The organism is Dysgonomonas termitidis (assembly GCF_054657735.1).
Window position 1 is genome coordinate 894,233 of the sequence record NZ_BAAHYD010000002.1, and the last position, 19,772, is coordinate 914,004.

At 44.0% G+C, this 19,772-nt stretch carries 10 protein-coding genes; all 10 read left to right on the forward strand.

Features of this window, described 5'->3' with window-relative positions:
- Positions 1-9 precede the first annotated feature (9 nt).
- The 10 genes from ACYQ3L_RS07700 (at position 10) to ACYQ3L_RS07745 (ending at position 19,765) form a co-directional block, all read left to right on the forward strand.
- Positions 10-1,554, forward strand: a complete 1,545-nt coding sequence (locus ACYQ3L_RS07700; protein WP_379994288.1) for an alpha-N-arabinofuranosidase — start codon at positions 10-12, stop codon at positions 1,552-1,554.
- Between the two features lie 26 nt (positions 1,555-1,580).
- Entirely contained in the window at positions 1,581-3,065 is a 1,485-nt protein-coding gene (locus ACYQ3L_RS07705; RefSeq protein WP_379994289.1) for an arabinan endo-1,5-alpha-L-arabinosidase, read from the forward strand.
- Positions 3,066-3,206: 141 nt separating this feature from the next.
- Complete coding sequence (locus ACYQ3L_RS07710) at positions 3,207-5,000, forward strand: LamG-like jellyroll fold domain-containing protein (RefSeq protein WP_379994290.1); 1,794 nt, start codon at positions 3,207-3,209, stop codon at positions 4,998-5,000.
- Positions 5,001-5,021: 21 nt separating this feature from the next.
- Complete coding sequence (locus tag ACYQ3L_RS07715) at positions 5,022-8,168, forward strand: SusC/RagA family TonB-linked outer membrane protein (protein ID WP_379994291.1); 3,147 nt, start codon at positions 5,022-5,024, stop codon at positions 8,166-8,168.
- A 6-nt stretch (positions 8,169-8,174) separates the two neighbouring features.
- Positions 8,175-9,950: a RagB/SusD family nutrient uptake outer membrane protein gene (locus ACYQ3L_RS07720; RefSeq protein ID WP_379994292.1), complete on the forward strand. Its 1,776-nt coding sequence runs from the start codon at positions 8,175-8,177 to the stop codon at positions 9,948-9,950.
- Positions 9,951-9,968: 18 nt separating this feature from the next.
- On the forward strand, positions 9,969-13,202 hold the full coding sequence (locus ACYQ3L_RS07725; protein WP_379994293.1) for a SusC/RagA family TonB-linked outer membrane protein: 3,234 nt from the start codon (positions 9,969-9,971) through the stop codon (positions 13,200-13,202).
- Positions 13,203-13,317: 115 nt separating this feature from the next.
- Positions 13,318-15,111, forward strand: coding sequence for a RagB/SusD family nutrient uptake outer membrane protein (locus tag ACYQ3L_RS07730; protein ID WP_379994294.1), 1,794 nt, complete (start codon positions 13,318-13,320; stop codon positions 15,109-15,111).
- 41 nt (positions 15,112-15,152) lie between these two features.
- On the forward strand, positions 15,153-17,042 hold the full coding sequence (locus tag ACYQ3L_RS07735; RefSeq protein WP_379994295.1) for an arabinan endo-1,5-alpha-L-arabinosidase: 1,890 nt from the start codon (positions 15,153-15,155) through the stop codon (positions 17,040-17,042).
- Positions 17,043-17,259: 217 nt separating this feature from the next.
- Positions 17,260-17,820 carry a sugar O-acetyltransferase gene (locus tag ACYQ3L_RS07740; protein WP_379994297.1) on the forward strand — a complete coding sequence of 187 codons (561 nt, stop codon included), beginning with the start codon at positions 17,260-17,262 and terminating at the stop codon, positions 17,818-17,820.
- Between the two features lie 10 nt (positions 17,821-17,830).
- Positions 17,831-19,765, forward strand: coding sequence for a glycoside hydrolase family 97 protein (locus tag ACYQ3L_RS07745; protein ID WP_379994298.1), 1,935 nt, complete (start codon positions 17,831-17,833; stop codon positions 19,763-19,765).
- Positions 19,766-19,772: the final 7 nt, after the last annotated feature.

A 19,772-nucleotide genomic window follows, 5' to 3' on the forward strand; every position in this document is an offset into this window, starting at 1 on the left:
TAACTTATCATGAAAAAAAATCTACTGTTTTATTTATCTCTTTTTGTTTGTATAACGGTATTCTCACAGCAAAAGGCGGAGATAGTCGTTAAAACGAATTCCGGAAAATACAAGATCGACAAACATATTTACGGTCATTTTTCCGAACATCTCGGACGTTGCATCTATGACGGGCTTTGGGTTGGCGAGGATTCTCATATACCTAATGTGAACGGTGTGCGCAAGGATATTATCGATGCGTTAAAACATATTAAAATACCGAATCTTCGCTGGCCGGGAGGATGCTTTGCCGACGAGTATCACTGGATGGACGGAATAGGTGCAAGAGCAGACCGTCCTAAAATGGTGAATACTCACTGGGGTGGGGTAGTAGAAGACAATAGTTTTGGTACGCACGAATTCCTTAATCTCTGTGAAGCACTGGGAACAGAACCATATATCTGTGGGAATATGGGAAGCGGTACGGTAGAAGAAATGTCGAAATGGGTGGAGTATATCACTTTTGACGGGGAGAGCCCGATGTCGAACCTCCGTAAGAAGAACGGACGCGAAAAACCGTGGAAAGTAACTCTGTGGGGTGTTGGTAATGAAAACTGGGGCTGCGGAGGAAATATGACTCCGGAAGGCTATGCCGAAAATTACCGCAGGTATGCTACTTATTGCCGCAACTACGGTGAAAACAGATTGTACAAAGTTGCCGGAGGCCCTAATGTAGACGATTACCGCTGGATGGAAGTGATGATGAAAAACATACCGCATCACATGATGTCGGGTGTATCGGTTCACAATTATACATTTACCTACAGATGGGAGGATAAAGGAAACGCGCTTGGCTTCAATGAAGATGAGTACTTCTCGTTACTGGAGCATGGTATGCGTATGGACGAGATAGTGACAAAACATGCTGCCATAATGGATAAATACGATCCTGAGAAGAAAATAGCCATGATAGTAGACGAATGGGGTGCATGGTACAATGTGGAGCCGGGAACAAATCCGGGATTCCTGTATCAGCAAAATACCCTGCGCGACGCTTTACTGGCGGGAACTATTCTGAATATTTTCCACAAGCATGCCGACAGGGTGCGTATTGCTAATATTGCACAGTTGGTCAACGTGCTGCAGGCTTTGTTCCTTACAGAAGGTGATAAAATGTTGCTGACTCCTACTTACCATGTATTTGATATGTATAAAGTACATCAGGATGCAACCATGCTACCGCTCGATATTATAAGTCCTTCATACAGTCGTCTGGGTAAGGAAATCAATTCGGTATCGGCTTCGGCATCGAAAGACAGCAACGGAAAAATACATGTATCAATTGTGAATATCGATCCTAACCAATCGGTGGATATAACATGTACTATTAAAGACCTGAAAAACGGCCGTTTCGTTTCCGGTAATATAATTACTGCGCCCAAAACAGATTCTCACAATACATTCGAAAAGCCAAACGAAGTAGAGTTGAAGGATTTCAAAGATGCAGCGGTGAAGAATGATGTATTAACGGTGAAGATTCCGGCTAAGTCGGTGGTAACAATAGAATTGAATTAACTCACAAACTTGCGGTTAAATTGACTATGAAAACAATTTTCAATATTCTGCTTTTAGGATGCTGTACTTTCCTTGTATCTTGCGCTCAGAAACCGTTTGAGCCGAAAGCTAACGTAAATCCGTGGGCTGACGATTATTCGGGCATTTCTGAAATGAAGGATTATAAACAATGGGGTACCTACAATGTACACGATCCGTCGTGCCTGCTGATAGGGGATACATATTATATGTATTCTACCGACGCTATTTATAAAGAAGACAGCGCGGCAATGAAGAAAGATAATCTGCCTTTTGGTTATATACAAGTCCGTAAATCGAAAGATCTTGTCAACTGGGAATTTTCCGGATGGGCCTTTAAGGAAATTCCACAGGAAGCCAAGGACTGGGTTTTGGATAATAACAACGGTAAAGGCGCAACCAATATATGGGCACCCTACATTGTAGAATATAAAGGGAAATACCGCTTATATTACAGCGTTTCGGCTTTTGCCAAACAGGTGTCTTATATAGGTATGGCTGAATCCGTATCGCCCGAAGGCCCCTGGGAACTAAAAGGCTGTGTGGTGAAAACGAAGACAGGCGATGTAATGAATGCCATCGATCCGAGTATTGTTAGCAATCCTGAAAATGGGGAGCAATGGATGCATTACGGCTCTTATTTCGGCGGGCTGCATTGCGTGCAACTGAATCCCGAAACAGGACTTACGCTTAACGACGGGGATCAGGGACATCTTACCGCCCGCCGTTTCGACGGTAAGAAGAACAATATAGAAGCGCCGGAAATAATCTATAACCCCGGGCTGAAGAAATACTTCCTGTTTGTTTCCTATGACCCGTTAATGACGACTTATAATGTGCGTGTAGGCCGCTCCGATAAGCCCGAAGGCCCTTTCACAGATTTCTTCGGAGTTGATATGCGCGAAGAGACAGATAACTTCCCTATACTGACTTATCCTTATCAGTTCCGCAATCATATAGGCTGGGCCGGTACAGCTCATTGCTGTGTATTCATGGATAAAAACGGACAATATTATATGGCTCATCAGGCACGCCTGCGTCCCGAAAACCATATGATGGATCTTCATGTCAGGGATATGTACTGGACTGCCGACGGCTGGCCGGTAGTATCTCCGGAAAGATATGCGGCTATCCCACAGCAGAAAATACAGGAAGGCGATCTTGCCGGCGACTGGGAGATACTTGTTATACAAGGCGATGCTCCTGCCCGTGACTTGTTTGCCGGACAAATATTGTGGGGAGAAAACCATCTTAAAGAAGGGGAAGAAAACAAATCCGATGTAATTACGTTAAATAAAGATTTGTCACTGAGTGGCGGCTTGTCAGGAAAGTGGTCTTTCGACAGGAGTGGTGTATTGAGTCTGAATATATCGGGTTCTGTCAGCAATTTACAGGTGTTTATGGGGCAGGACTGGGAAAACCAGACTCAGACTATTTTGTTTACCGGACTCAATTCCAAAGGATATACCATTTGGGGAAAAAGAATAAAATAAGAATAAAAAATAGAAAAATAATCTCACGCCTTTGTGACTCTAAATCTATTGAAAAACAGTAATATACTGAGTTAACCGAAATATTTTTCCAAGCAGTACATACTGCGCAAAAAAGAATTATTAATCATTAATCTAAGTTATATGCAAAAAGTAAAAAAATGGGCGCCGTTGATTATGGCAGCATTTACAATCCTTTTGTGTGCTTCATGTCAGGATTGGGGTGAAACAGATCCCCCTTCAGGCAATCAGGTTTATCCTAAACTGGAAAAGATAGTTACTTATTCCTTCGAGGAGGAAATTGACCCTGCAATTATTCAACTCTATGCTTATAGTGATGGAAACACGCCCGCGCTGGCAAACGATGAAGAACGCAAGAGTAGTGTGCTCCATCTGAATGGTGGATATGCACATATTAATAATCCACTCAACAGCGTGAAAGTTCAAAATGGAGTTTCACTCACTTTCTGGATGAAACAAGTTGTTCAGACAGGTGAAAATTCCGGGCAGGATTTGGAAGGGGCGCTTTTCTCTTTTCAAAACGAAAATGGCACGCAGAAATTCTTTTTCACAGCCAATGGTTGGTTAAGTTATGATGGCGTTGACGGAAAATACGAGGACAACAATCCTTCAGGGTATAAAACCGGATTGCTGACAGCCGGAGAATGGCATTACGTGGCTATGACAATCCGTGACAACGGATATGTTGTATATGTAGACGGACAAAAGAAAATAGATAAGGAAGTTACCGGATTTGATTTCTCTAAAATCGTTCAGTTCATGGCTTCCGTACCTTCTTTATATCTGGGTTATGGCTCAGGCGCTGAAACTCAGGAATGGATGCTGGACGACCTCACTATCTACCGTAATCAGATTACCGACAGTCAGATAAAAGTGCCGGGAACAGGTGGTGAAGAGGAAGAAAATAATTACATCATTGTTGGTAACGAAGATATGTCTACCCCTTGGTGGTCGGCTTTCTCCGATCTTGTAACAATGCAGGGTGACCAGACTATGCATTTCGGTTTCTATAATTATACCAACGGTGTCAATAACTGGCATAACTGGGCGCTGGTGCTCACCAACGGTAAAAACAGAGATGAAGCAGGTTATGCCGAATACTTTGTACTACGTGCTGATGCTTGGGAAAATATTAGTTTTTCAGGTACCAATATAACGTCAGATTACAATTGGGATACCTTTACGACTGATATGAAGGGTGCATATGTAGACTTAACTATCAAACGGACAAGTAACCGGATAGACGTTACAGCAATAACAACTACTACAAGTGGTACCGTATACACAATGAACTACTTCTATGAAGGAACTTTGGCAAGCAGTATCGGTTCATTCCTTACTTGCGAGGGAGCTTATCTGGCAATCGATCCGGAAACGGTATATGTAGGCCAGCAATATGCACCGGATACCTATCTGGTTGGTCCGGCAGATTTAAGCGCAGGCTGGTGGTCGTATTTCTCCAATTTCTCCCTGATTAAGACTAATCCTTTTGTTTATACATTTATCAACAACACCAGCGGTGCCGCAAACTGGAACAACTGGCTACTGGTTGTTACCAATGGTAAAGACAGAGGTGAAGCCGGCTATGCGGAATATTTCGTATTACGTGCCGATGCTTTCGGATGGGGGCCTGAAGGCTCTGGCTACAATGCAGCGAATATCTCCGCAAGTTATGATTGGGATAGTTTTACCACGCAAATGAAAGGAGCATATTGTATGATAATACTGAGACGCAGTGGCAACCGTCTGGATATGACAGCTAAGGTAACCACGGCTGATGGCGTGAAACTGGGTGACTACACATTCTTCTATGAGGGAATTACAACTACCGATGTCGGCGCATTCCTTACTGTAGAGGGAGCCAGCCTGAATATGCGTACGGTAGGATACTATCCGTTCTTGAATGCTGCTGAATAATAAATCAATAAAATACTGTATATGAAAAATAAACGGACAAATGGAAAAGCACCGTGGAGCAATTTGCTCCTGCGGTTGCTGCCAATACTTGTTTTGATGCTGGTTGGACAAAATGCATGGGCGCAGTCCAGGCAGGTGACAGGTATCGTAAAAGATATTACCGGAGAGACTGTTATCGGCGCCAGTGTCGTTGAAAAAGGAACTACTAATGGTACAATTACGGATGATGATGGCAGCTTTAGCCTGAGAGTAAGCAGTGATAATGCTATATTGGTGATATCATTCATCGGCTTTCAGGCTCAGGAGATTAGTGTAAAAGGCAAGACGATAATAAATGTGACAATGAGGGAAGACTCCGAATTGTTGAGTGAAGTTGTCGTAGTCGGCTATGGCTCACAGAAAAAAGAGAGTGTTATAGGTGCTATTTCGCAGTTAAATACTAAAGATATACTTCAGTCGCCTTCTGCTAACGTTTCACAAGCCATTGCCGGTAAGATTAGCGGTGTTGTCACTTCGCAGACTTCGGGTGCGCCGGGTGCGGATGATACGCAAATCTATATCCGCGGACGTGCTACCTTTGCGGGCGATGCACAGCCGCTTATCCTTGTGGATGGTATTGAACGTCCGTTCTCACAAATTGCACCGGATGATATCGAAACTATTTCCGTGCTGAAAGATGCCTCTGCTACAGCCGTATACGGTGTGCGCGGTGCAAATGGTGTTATGTTGATTACTACCAAAAGAGGTAAGGAGCAAAAACCGGAAGTAAGTTTGACTGCTAACTGGCAGATACAAAGCCCTACACGCAAAAATACTTATCTGAACTCTTATGAGTCGGTGACATTACTCGAAGAAGCGTTGGCCAATGACGGGCTACCCTCTCAGTTCTCTGCCAGCGATATTGAAATGTACCGTAAATCGAGTGCCGGTCAATTGAACGGATTGGATGCGATGCTTTATCCAAATGTAGACTGGTATGACGAAGTGTTGAAAAGTACAGCTCCCGCACAGCGTTACAATGTAAGTGTACGTGGAGGTACCAAGCGTATGCGTTATTACGCGTCAGGCGAGTTTTACGATCAGTCGTCTTTGGTTAAGAATTTAAGTAACAATGTATATGGTAATAGCTCAAGCCCTCATTACCGCCGTTACTCTTTCCGGGCCAATACCGACTTCTTTCTGACCAGGGATTTGACTTTCTCGGTAAATTTCGGTACCCGTTTCGAAGAACGTAAAGGTTCCAATACCGAAGAACGGAATGATTATAGCGAAACATTTTACGAACTGAATCATACTCCGGGCTGGCTCTTCCCTGTATCATATACGGTACAGAACGGTGAAGATACCAAAACCCTTTATGGAGGAAGCTCACAGTACCAGAACAACATAGTTGCCGCACTGGCCGAGGGTGGTTACTACCGTGCGGTAAATACCATCAACGAAACCAATTTTATTGTCGACTATAAACTGGGCTGGCTGACCGAAGGATTGAGCGCCAAAGCAATGCTTTCGTTCGACTATGAAAATTACCATACGAATCTTTATTCCGCAGGGTTTGCTACTTACGAGCTGAATGACCGCGATAACTATACATCTATCGATGCTTATAATCAGTTTAATAAAGATACCGAATTGGCGTTTACAGAGGAAGGGAGTTTGAGAGACTCGCAAAAGTTTAAATCTATCTATAAACTCTACATGGAGGCTCAGTTGAATTATGCCCGCAAGTTCGGCAAGCATGATGTGACTGCCATGATGCTCTATATGCAGAATGACTATCGTTATAAGTCGGATCTGGCACAGCGTTACCAGGGTTTGGTGGGTCGTGTCACCTATGGTTATGACGATCGTTATCTTGCCGAATTTAATGCCGGATACAACGGTTCCGAAAACTTTATGCGTGGCAAACGCTTTGGCTTTTTCCCGTCTTTTTCATTAGGATGGCGCATTGCCAACGAAGAATTTATGAAGGGTACAGAGAATTGGTTGGATAACCTGAAGCTTCGTGCTTCTTACGGGCAGGTAGGTAATGATATATATCAGATCAACGGTGTAAGACAGCGTTTCTTATATGAACAAAAGTGGTCGCAGATCGCGAATGACTATTACTTCGGAACCACCGGGAAAAGTGGTGTCTACGAATCTCAGTATCCTAACTACGGCGTTACTTGGGAACGCGCGCACAAATACAACCTTGGACTTGAGTTTGGCTTGTTTGGCAGCAGGCTGAACGGCAATATAGATGTTTTCTATGAAAAACGTAACGATATATTGACAGAATACCTCACCCGTCCGCAGTGGGTAGGTGTTGCAATGGCTGCCGGGAATTTAGGTAAAACAAAGAATAGCGGTTACGAGCTTGAACTGAAATATAACGACCGTATAGGTAAAGATATTCATTATTCTGTCGGCCTGACATACTCTCATGCCCGTAATGAAATTCTTGATATGGATGAACCCAGCCTGAAAACCGAATACCGTAAACGGGAAGGTCATCCTATCAACCAATACTTCGGACTGATGTGTGACGGATTCGTTACACAAGCCGATATTGACAGTGGCGATCTTCCGGTTTCGACCTTTGGCAATGTGCAGGTCGGTGATTTGAAATATCGTGATATGAATGGAGACGGCTTTATTGACGAGAGGGATGAAACCTTTATCGGCAGAAGCGATATTCCTGAAAATATATATGCGCTGACATTGGGTATCAACTGGAAAAACTGGGGCTTCAATGTTATGTTCCAGGGGGTTGATAATGTGAGCCGTTATTATGATGCTGAGGCCATGTTCGCTTTTGTAAACGGAGGTAAGGTGAAGGAGCATCACCTCGATCGCTGGAATCCGTCACAAAGTGAAGCCTATAATCTGGCAAATGCCAAATATCCATTATTGCACTATAATAATTATGGTGACCATAATCAGCGTCAAAACTCATTCTTCTTGAAAAACGGAGCGTTTGTCCGCTTGAAGAATATCGAGTTAAGTTATACTCTGCCAACCAACTGGGCGCGGAAAGTAGGAATGAGCGACTGCCGGCTGTTCTTTAATGCCAACAACCTGATAACATGGGATGATCTGGATGGCCTGACCGACCCCGAAAGCAATGGATCTAACCGCTACCCGATTATGAAGACTCTGAATTTTGGTGTAAATATTAAATTCTGATAGAACATGAAGAAAACAATTATATATAGCTTATTTGCTGTGTGCATCGCTGCTTTCACACTGACTTCATGCGAGGACGCCTTCGGTGATTTTCTGGACAAGCAGCCCAGTAACGAACTGACGGAAGAGGAAGTGTTTAGCGACTGGGAGATGATGGTGAAATTCCACTATGATACTTATAATTTTTTACGCCACGGAGCTAGTCGTATTAAAGATTCCTGGTTGGATTCGGCTACGGATTTAGCAGAAACCAGTTATTCTGCAGGTGGTGTGAGAACTACTTTTAATATTGGAAACTATTATGGTTCGGCTGGCGAAGCGGAACTTACAGGTACATGGGAACATTATTATCGTGCTATCCGTAAATGTAACATGATTATTACCCGTATCGAAAGTGTCCCGAAGGAGCCTTCTCTGAGCGATACTCAATACAAGCAGGATAAATTGAACTATACATCGGAAGCCCGTTTCCTGCGTGCCTATTTTTATTGGGAGTTATTTCTGCGTTATGGGGCTATTCCAATTGTAACCGAAGTTCTCGATCCGGATGGTGATTTGCTGAGTAATTATATTAATCGCCCGACAGCGAAGGAATATGTTGTAGACTTTATCCTGAAAGAACTGAAAGAATGCGAAGCCGGATTGCTGGTCTATGACGAAGCTTGGGATTCGAGTCAGGCCGGACGCATCGGCCAGCCTATGGCACGGGCCCTGTATTCACGCATAATGCTTTATATGGCTAGTCCGCGTTTCAGTGCCGAATCGGGTATCACATGGCAGCAGGCCGCTGATGCAGCCAAAAGTTTTATTGATGATTACGGCGCGAATTTCAGTCTGTTTTCAACTACTGATGCCGATGGGAATGCTTTGGGTGTGGAGGCTTATACCAATGCACTGTTGAGGACTGCCTATTCGGGAAATAACAAGGAAGTGATTTTTTATCGCAATGATGTAGTTATAAGGTGGGATGCGATCAAGAATGATACTCCTGTAGGCGAGGGGGGTAATGGAGGACTTTGTCCGTCGCAAAACTTAGTGGATATGTACGATATGGCAGATGGCTCTTCTCCTTTTGCTCAGTATGATAAAACAGGTGCTCCGGTATATACTAATAATACTCCGGCTATAAATACCGCCAGCGGATATGATGAAGCCAAACCTTGGACGAACCGTGACCCGCGTCTGGCTGCAACCGTTCTCTGCAATGGAGTGAAGTGGGGTAATGGTACTATCAATGTGGTACTGGGCCAGAGGGACAATCCTATCGGTAATACGAATGCAACTCCGACAGGTTACTATGTGCGTAAGTATATTCCTGAAACTATCCTGAGCGCAGAACATTCTCAGAGCGCTTACCGCCTGTGGACTATCATGCGTTACGCTGAAATCCTGCTCAACTATGCCGAAGCGTTGAACGAGGCGCAAGGCCCGGGAACGGAAGTATATAATATGCTCGATAAAATCCGTCACCGCGCAGGCATCAGCGGTAAGATAGCAGACCGTAGCGATTTGACGTCTTCTAAGGATAATATGCGCAACTTCATTCATAAAGAACGTACTGTGGAACTTGCTTTCGAGGAACATCGCGCATGGGATGTCCGCCGCTGGAATGTTGCTGTAGAAGCATTGTCGCGTCCTATCTATGGCGTAAATGTAAGTGCAGACGGAACCATTACGCGTAAGGTGGCCCAGAGCCGGGTGTTCGAGAACAAGATGTATCTCTATCCGATACCTGAAGGGGAAGTTTGGAAAACAGGAATTGAAAATAATCCGGGTTGGTAATCCTTAAATTGAATACATATGTATACAAGCATAAATAATATAAAAAACAAGTTGGCAGGAATAAGTAAATTCCTGTTGATGGGGGTACTGATATTCGTAACCTGCAATACTTGGGCACAAGAAGAACAGGTGTTGAGAGGCCGTATCGTGGATTCCGAAGGCAAACCTATTGCCGGAGCTGTGGTAAATGTGGCGGAGCAGAGCCGCATAGCACTGTCCGGTGAAGATGGGTATTTCAGTCTGAAGAATGTAAAGCCGGACGATGAATTGTGTGTCAGCAGTATTGGTTATAAAAATGCTACCGGTACAGCCGAATTTAGCGGCGCTTTCCAAATAGTAATGGAACCGGATTTAGATGAATATTTACATACCATGCCTGTTCCTTTCGGCCGCAAGCCGAAGAAATTTATGACGGAAGCCACTTCGGTAGTAACCGGTGAAGAATTGCAAAAGCACCCTATTTCGGTGCTTCAGAATGCTTTCACTTCTACTCTTTCCGGAGTGGAAACCTACGAATGGTCAAGTGAGCCCGGATGGACAGAAACGACTATGTATGTCCGCGGCTTGCGTACAATGAATAAGAATGCCCGTAGTCCGCTGATAATTGTGGATAATGTAGAACGTGACCTTTCGTTTCTGGATGCATTTCCTATCGAGAATATCACTGTTCTGAAAGATGCGGCAGCGACAGCTATTTACGGTATGCGTGGAGCTAATGGTGTGATTATGGTGACTACCAAACGTGGTTTAGCAGGAAAAACGAAGATAGACTTTACACAGGAAATAGGTTTTCAGATGCTGAGCAATAAGTTTGAAACACAGAACTCCTACAATATGGCGCTTACCCGCAATCAGGTGAGATATCTCGATGGCCTTGACCCTATGTACACAAATGCTCAGGTAGAGATGTACCGCCGTGTATCATCAGGTGAGAAGCTGACAGGTATCGACCAGTATAAGTATTTTAATACAAACTGGTTTGAAGAACTGTATCGCGAAACAGCCCCGTTATATAAGACCAATATGCAGATAAGTGGCGGTAATGCCCGTGCACGTTATTATGTGTCGTTCTCTTATCTTCGTCAGGAGGGTATGTGGAATGATAAATGGACGAACTATAACGAAGGTTATAATACTTCCCATACGCTGAACCGCTATAACCTTCGCTCGAATCTGGACATAGATGTGAATAAGTATTTGAACGTATCATTGGATTTAGGGGGACGTATCGATAATATTACACAACCTACAACAGGTGTATTCAGCCTCGTGACCTTCGGTGCGGTGGAAGCGAATCCTATGGAACCGATATATACTCCGGGCGGACAGATATATTCATCCAATACGGCTAATAACCCGGCACGATTGCTGGCTTCATCAGGTCAGGAAAAGAACCGTCGCCGTAACCTGTATTCGACCGTAAATGTGACAGGCGATCTGGGAGAACTGGTTCCCGGCCTGAAAGCAAATGCAATGGTGAGTTTCGATGCTTACGACGTATTTGAATCTACACAGACCAATAGTATCAATTCTTACTACTACGATTATTCAAATGCTTCGGTTACCGATCCGTCAGAATTTACCCTGTCAAAAATGACCTCTTACTCGGCCTTGTCGGACCCGACGGCTAACGAACGTGGTAACTATTACAATCTCAATTTCAATGCAGGATTTTCTTACGATAAGACTTTTGGTAAACACAATGTCGGAGCCCGGGCTTTCTTCCGTACCTATCAGAATGCGGTGAACCGGATTGAGAGTACCAACTATGCCAATCAGTCTTCCAACCGTTTCATGTCCTACAACGGACAGGCTACTTATGTGTATGACAGCAGGTATATTTTCTCAGGTAACCTTTCTCATATGGGTTGTGACAATTTTGCTCCTGACGACCGTTGGGGTACTTTCTGGGGAACATCTATCGGTTGGGTAGCCTCGGAAGAATCATGGCTGAAGAACAAGAATATTAATTTGCTGAAGCTCCGCGCATCATATGGTACTTCCGGGCAGTCTACCACAGGAGCCAACCGTTATCCATATCAAAGCACTTATGGCTCAGGTACAGGTTATAACTTTGGTACTTCCAGTTCGAGCATCGGAGGTATTTATGAAAGCCTGGCGGGCAGCAATAACAACAAGTGGGAACTCTCTGAAATGCTGAATGTCGGTTTAGACTTCGATTTCTGGAATAAGAAGCTTTACGGTTCGTTCGATGCGTTCAAAGAGTGGCGTTCGAATATCCTGATAGACCGCTCTACTATCCCTAGTATAGTGGGTGTGGCAGTGGCTCAGGACTCTTACGGAAAAGTTGAATCCAAAGGTCTGGAATTATCCCTCGGCCATCGTGGTAATATAGGTAAGGTGAATTATTTTGTCGAAGGTATGCTGTCTTACAATACCAATAAGATTACCGAAATGGATGAGACAGAGCCGAATGTGCCTTGGCAGCGCAAAACGGGTGACCGTATCCGTGATTATACTTCAGTTGCGGAACTTTACGAAATACCTTTTAATAACAGTATCGGAGGCTGGAATATTTACAAATTTGAGGGTTGGGCAAGCGATCCGAACCTGATTGCCTCCAGTCAGCAGGATGCTATAGATAATCCGGAGAAATATCCGTATAATACGGCTTCGAATGGTTCTCAACAATTAGGTACTGCCGTATTTAAAGATTTGAACGGCGACCGTCAGATTGACTCTAATGATATGGTTCCCGATACTTATACCATCATTCCGGAACTGATTCCATCTATGACTTTCGGTTTCGAATATGCAGGTTTCGATGCCCGCGCCATACTCACGGCTTACCTCAACCGTTCGGTATTCCTGTCTCCTGCTGTCAGCTATTCGGGCTGGAGTAACATGGGTACCCATGAAGTGACCAAGGCATGGGGATATTATAATGACGATCCTACCGATCCGCGTAACATCAACGCTACTTATCCGCGTCCTACTTATGGCGGATTCAACGCTATTGACAGTGACCGCAGTACAGGTACATATCAGAATGATATATGGATCGTAAACGGGGATTACCTGTCGCTGCGGAATATTGAAGTTGGCTATTCGCTTCCTAAGAAGCTTATAGCTAAGGCTAACCTTACCAAATGCCGTATCTATTTCAGCGGATACAATTTATATACCTGGAGCCATTTGCCGAAAGGCCTGGACCCGGAGAAGCCGATGAGCTATTGCTGGTGGTATCCGAAAACCCGTTCGTTCTCATTTGGTATAAACATTGGCTTCTAAGTAAGGTAAAATATTTAAAGCATTGTTTTCAGACATAGTATATTATTGCTATTATACATACAAAAGCAATAAAAAGGTCTGAGACCTTAATTCAAGAATAAACAAGGAATATAAAATGAAAAAGATTGCAATATATATAACCACAGTGCTGTTGCTATTAAGTAATCATTCATGTAGTGATTATCTGGGCAAAGAAGTGGACTTGTCCCTGTCGGACGAACAGGTATTCAGTAGCTTTGAGAATACGCGGGGTTTCCTTGCAAATATTTATACTTATTTGCCTGATGCCTTCGCAGGATATAATAATGGACAATTTCTGGCCGCGTCACGCGACTGTATGACCGACAATTCTTTGTCTTTCTGGGATGTACACTACTATCATAGTGTGCTTACCGACAGTTACTCGGCTGCAGACCATCCGTTTGCCAAGGATTTCTGGCCGAAGAACTTCAAAGGTATCCGCGCGGCAAACCAGTTTATGAAGAACGCCCGCTCATCAGTGATTGGTAATTCGGAAAAAACAGGAGACGATAATCATCTGTACGATCGCAATATAGCTGAGGCTCGTCTGCTTCGCGCTATCTTCCATTTCGACATAGCCTGTTGGTTTGGTGATGTTCCCGTTATCGGCAATGATGAGAATGGAATACCTATCGTATTCGATCCGAGCGACACAGAGGCTATGAACAGGGCGCGTACGAACTGTGCGGACGCATTGAAATGGATTGCCGATGAGTGTGACGCCATAAAAAATCAATTGCCGTACCGTTATAGCAATGAGGATGAAAACTGGGGTCGTGTGAATGGGGCCGCTGCTTATGCTTTAAAGTCGAGAGCTTTATTGTACAGGGCATCCGCGCTCCATAATCCCGAGAATAAGGCTGAATACTGGCAGGAAGCTGCTACGGCGGCACTGGATTTAATTACAGAAAATGCGAAACACAGTAACCGCTATAAGTTATATACGACAAGTGATAATAATCCGAATAAAAATTATTACGAATGTTTTGTGACCACTCCGTACTATAATGACGAATACATTCTGACCCGTTCGGTATGGAATACCTATCAGATAGAGTTGTTCCTGGCACCTTGCGGTTTCAGTGGTACAGCAAGTTCCACAGGACGTACCAATCCGACTCAGAATCTGGTAGATAGTTATGAAACCATCAATGGTCTGCCTATCGATCAGGACCCTGCTTATAACGACCAGAATCCGTATGCGAACCGCGACCCGCGTCTGGAACAGACCATTCTGCACAACGGGTCCGTCTGGGGTGATCCTTTGCAGGAAGAACAACGTGCCGTTGATGTATCATATCCTGACGGAAAAGACTATCAGCAGCTGCATGGCGGTACACTGACCGGATATTATACAAAGAAGTTCCTGAACAATATGTCGTTCAAAAGCCCTTCTACATACAACCATGCCTGTCCTATCTTCCGGTATGCAGAAATCTTGTTGAATGCGGCGGAAGCGATAAATGAGGCTTCGGGGCCCGATCAGGCTTATCAGTATGTAAATCAGGTGCGTGCCCGTGTAGGTATGCCGCCTTATAAGGGTATGACAAAGGAACAGCTTCGTGAGCGTATCCGTAACGAACGCCGCATAGAATTCTGTTTCGAAGACCATCGCTTCTTTGATGAGCGTCGCTGGAAATTGTTCGAAGGCCAGACTGTCAGCAGTGAAAAGAGCCTGCCGCGTTACAAGCAGGTGTACAATATTTATGGTGTAACTGTTACTCCCGAACTTTCAACCGTTTACACATACGGTGGAGCTCAGAAACATCCTACCCGCGCATTCAACAGCCCGAAAAACTATTACTTCCCGTTGCCTGATACAGAAGTGAAGAAGGCTCCGAATCTTAGGCAAAATCCGGGCTGGGAATTATCAGTGGCATCTGAATAGAAGGATATGTAAAGGTTAAAAACTTTAAAAACGAAAAATGTATGAAATATTATAAATGGTTTAGCTTATTAGTTATCTGCTCGCTCCTTCTTGGGGCGTGCAGTGACGATGATAAGGATTTTGGGGAACTAGGCGTAATCATTGAAACGCCTGTTGTTGCGGAAATAACCTATTCATCGGCGCAGTTGCAGGCAACATTGTCTTCTGCAAAAGGTGTGATATTGTCGAAACGTGGTTTTTGCTATAGCACTAAAGCCAACCCGGATATTTACGATGCACCGGTTGTGGCTATGGGTAATGAGTCTTTTACAGCTACGCTTACAGGTTTACAGGGCAATACCACCTATTATGTACGCGCCTTTGTAAGCATCTATAACGGGGGAGTAGCTTATTCGTCCGAAATAGAGGTATCAACCGGCGAAGGGACACTCGATGAACAACTGTCTCAGTATAAGGCTCCTGCTTATGCAGATAATTATGCAAGTATTGCTGTCTGGGACAACCGCAGCCAGTGGAATCTGGCCAATGTACACGATCCTTCGGTGGTGTTGGCTAAAGACGGTTATTATTATATGTATCAGACGGATGCTTCATACGGAAATGCGCATGCCGGACATGGACATTTTCATGCCCGCCGTTCCAAAGACCTTGTGTATTGGGAATATCTCGGTGGAACTATGAAAGAACTACCGGGGTGGGTTATTCCTAAACTGAATGAGATACGGAAAGAGATGGGGCTGGGAGAAACTACCAGTACCAGTGAAAGTGAGTTCGGATATTGGGCGCCTGGTGTTCATAAGGTAAATGACGATTTGTACCGTATGTATTACTCGATTGTTTGTCCGGGGCTGCTTAATGGCGAGGGTACTTGGGGCGAACGGGCTTTTATCGGTATGATGGAAAACACCGATCCGGCAAATAATGATGGCTGGGTAGACAAAGGATATGTAGTCACCAATGCTTCGGATAAAGGTCTTAATTTCAATGTGCAGGCAAACGACTGGGCAAATTGCTACTACAAATGGAATGCTATCGACCCTTCGTATATAGTCACTCCTGAGGGAGCGCACTGGCTTATTTATGGTTCGTGGCACAGTGGCATAGTTGCTATGGAATTGAATGCTGCAGATGGTATGCCGAAACAAAGTTTAGGAGTTCCGTGGGCTGATACCAGCGCCCCTGCCGGATACGGACAATTGATATACACACGTCAGGCAGGTAATCGCTGGCAGGCTAGTGAAGGCCCGGAAATAGTCTACAATCCTGAAACAGGATATTACTATCTGTTTGTGGCCTATGATGCGCTCGGCGTTCCTTATAATACCCGTGTAGCCCGTTCGAAGAGCATTACGGGACCATATCTGGGTATTGATGGTACGAATGTAACTGCGGGCGGAGACATGCTTCCGGTGGTTACTCATCCATATAAGTTCGCGAACAGTAATGGTTGGGTAGGTATCTCACACTGCGCTGTATTCAACGATGGTAATGGCAATTGGTACTATTCTTCGCAAGCGCGTTTACCTGAAAGTGTAGATAATTATATTATGATGGGACATGTCCGCAGCATTCGCTGGACAAAAGACGGGTGGCCACTGGTGATGCCGGAACGTTACGGGGCTGTACCACAAGTTGCTATTACTGAAGAAGAATTGGTTGGTAACTGGGAGCATATCGATTTGTCATATAGCTACGGAAAACAGAAGGAATCGTCTGTAATGACATTGGCGGCAGATCATACCGTATCGGAAGGTACATGGAAAAATTCGGCATGGAGTTACGATGCCGGTAAGCAAGTACTGACAGTGAATGGTGTAGAATTATATCTGCAACGTGAGGTGGACTGGGAAGCTAATCCCAGGACACATACTATAGTTTATGCTGCTTATGGTGGTAATTTTAAAACTTACTGGGGGAAGAAAATAAAATAATTTTTCATTTTTGTACTAAAAACTGTTTTGTTGTCAATTGGCAACAAAACAGTTTTCACCTTTTAAGTATAGCTGATAGCCAGATTTGAGAGAAATAACATGTTTTATAACATATCTAAATAAGTGTATTTGGAAACACTTATTTGTTATCTTGCAAGTGTATTTGATACACTTATATAGTGTTTCAGGGAGATCTAAATAAATCGCTGATATAAAAATGAAAACAGAGAAGGAGAAAATGGCTGCCGGAGAGCGTTATTGGGCTCATGGAGAAGAGATGATCGGACATCGGGCAAAGATAAAGCCAATACTTCATAAATTGAACGTGACGGAATATTATACCGATAAATTTCATGATGTAATAAACGAATTATGTCCTAATTCGGCAAAGGATCTCCACCTTGAGCCTCCCTTTTTCTGCGATTATGGTGAATTTATATATGCCGAAGAAAATGTTTTTATCAATACCGGAGCGGTTATCCTCGATGGCGGAACAGTAAAGATAGGTGCCAATACGTTGATTGCACCCGGCGTACATATATATACAGCCGGTCATCCGCTCGATATTGAAGACCGCAAACAATGGGAAGCATGTAAACCCGTGGTTATAGGAAAAGACTGCTGGATAGGAGGACATTCTACTATTTGTCCCGGTGTGACTATCGGTGACCGTTCTGTTATCGGGGCAGGGGCAGTGGTGATAAAAAATATTCCGGCCGACAGCCTTGCGGTTGGTAATCCTGCGAGAGTAGTGAAAAAGCTAAATCAATCAAAATAAATTAATTACCATGAAAAAATTATTGGGAGGATTTTTATCTCTCTTTATTATCGGATTATTGGCGTCATGCTCTCCAAAGCAAGATGCCTTAACCAGTCCTGATGGGAAAATAACGGTCGAATTGAGCCGGGATTCTGCAAAAGTATTGAAATATACCATTAAAAAGAATGGTGTAACTGTTATCGAGCCTTCAGTTTTAGGCCTGATGAGAAACGATGCTGATTTCTCTTCTCTTGAAGTTGTAAGTATCGGAGCCAGGCGCGATGTACAGGGTACTTATGTCACTCCTGCCGAAAAAAGGCTGAACAATAGTTTTAAGGCAAATGAATGGGATGTGAAAGTAAAAAATCCGGAAGGAAAAGAAATGACAATTACTTTCCATATCGGAGACAACGGTGTTGCTTTCCGTTATGCCTTTGATGAAACTTCTACAGATGAAAAGACCATAGAGAAAGAAAATACATCGTTCCGCTTTGCGACTACAACTAAAGCGTGGTTGCATCCGCACGATGATGTGAAAAACTGCTGGGCACAGACATGTCCGAGCTATGAAGATAATTATATTACAGACATTCCTGTAGGAACGGAAGCCCCTAAAAAAGCAGGATGGAGTTTTCCGGCTTTATTCAATAACGGAGAAACATGGGTGTTACTTACAGAAGCGGGATTAGAACCGCCTTATTGCGGCACACGTCTGGCTCAGCATAGTCCTGATGGTGAATATTTTATTGAGTTTCCGCAACAGGGGGAAACTGTAAAACCTACCGATCCTGTTACTCCGATATCGAAATTGCCATTACGTTCTCCATGGCGTGTGATTATGCTGGGAGGATTAAACGATATAGTAGAAAGCTCGATGGTAACAGATGTTTCCGAACCAAGCCGGGTGAAAGACGCAGGTTTTATAAAACCCGGAATCGTAGCATGGAGCTGGGGTGTGGAAAAAGACCCGTCCGTTAATTACGACCGCCAGAAACAATATATCGACTATGCCGCTAAAATGACATGGGAATATGTTCTGGTAGATGGACTTTGGGATACGGTAATAGGTTATGAAAAAATACAGGAGCTGATAGATTACGCTAAGACCAAGAATGTTAAACTTCTTCTGTGGTATAATTCCGCGGGAGATTGGAATACAACTTATCAAACCCCGAAGAATGCACTATTAACAAGGGACGCTCGCAGAGCTGAATTTGAACGGGTGAGCAAGATGGGGATCGCCGGTCTTAAAGTCGATTTCTGGCCGGGAGACGGGCCTTCGGCCATTCAGTATTATTATGATATGATGCAGGACGCTGCTGATTATAAGTTGATGCTCAACTTCCACGGAACTACTGTTCCCCGTGGCTGGAGCCGCACATTCCCTAACCTGATGACACTGGAATCTATCAAAGGATTTGAGTTTATCACCTTTGCTCAGGAGACCGCTGATCTGGCTCCGCAACATTGTGCTACGGCTGTTTTTGCCCGTAATGTAGTCGGCCCTATGGACTTTACTCCGGTTTGTTTTGGCGAGATACCGAATATCCGGCGTCGTACGTCCAACGGATTCGAAATTGCATTGACCGTTCTTTTCCAATCCGGAATTCAGCATTATGTGGAAATTCCTGAAAGTATGGAAAAACAACCTGACTATGTACAGGAGTATATGAAGAATGTTCCAAGAAGCTGGGATGATGTGAAGTTAATAGATGGCTTCCCTGCCAAATATGCCGTGTTTGCTCGTAAGTCGGGAGAAAAATGGTATGTGGCCGGAATTAATGCCGAAACCGCAGTGAAGACGTTGGAACTGGATTTGTCGAAACTGAATATCTCAAAAGAAGGTACAATGATTACCGACGGTGATACTAACCGTACGTTCAGCCAAAAACAGGTTTTGTTGAATAATGGGAAACTAAGCGTCGAAATTCAGCCGAATGGCGGATTTGTAATAGTATTTTAATCTTTAA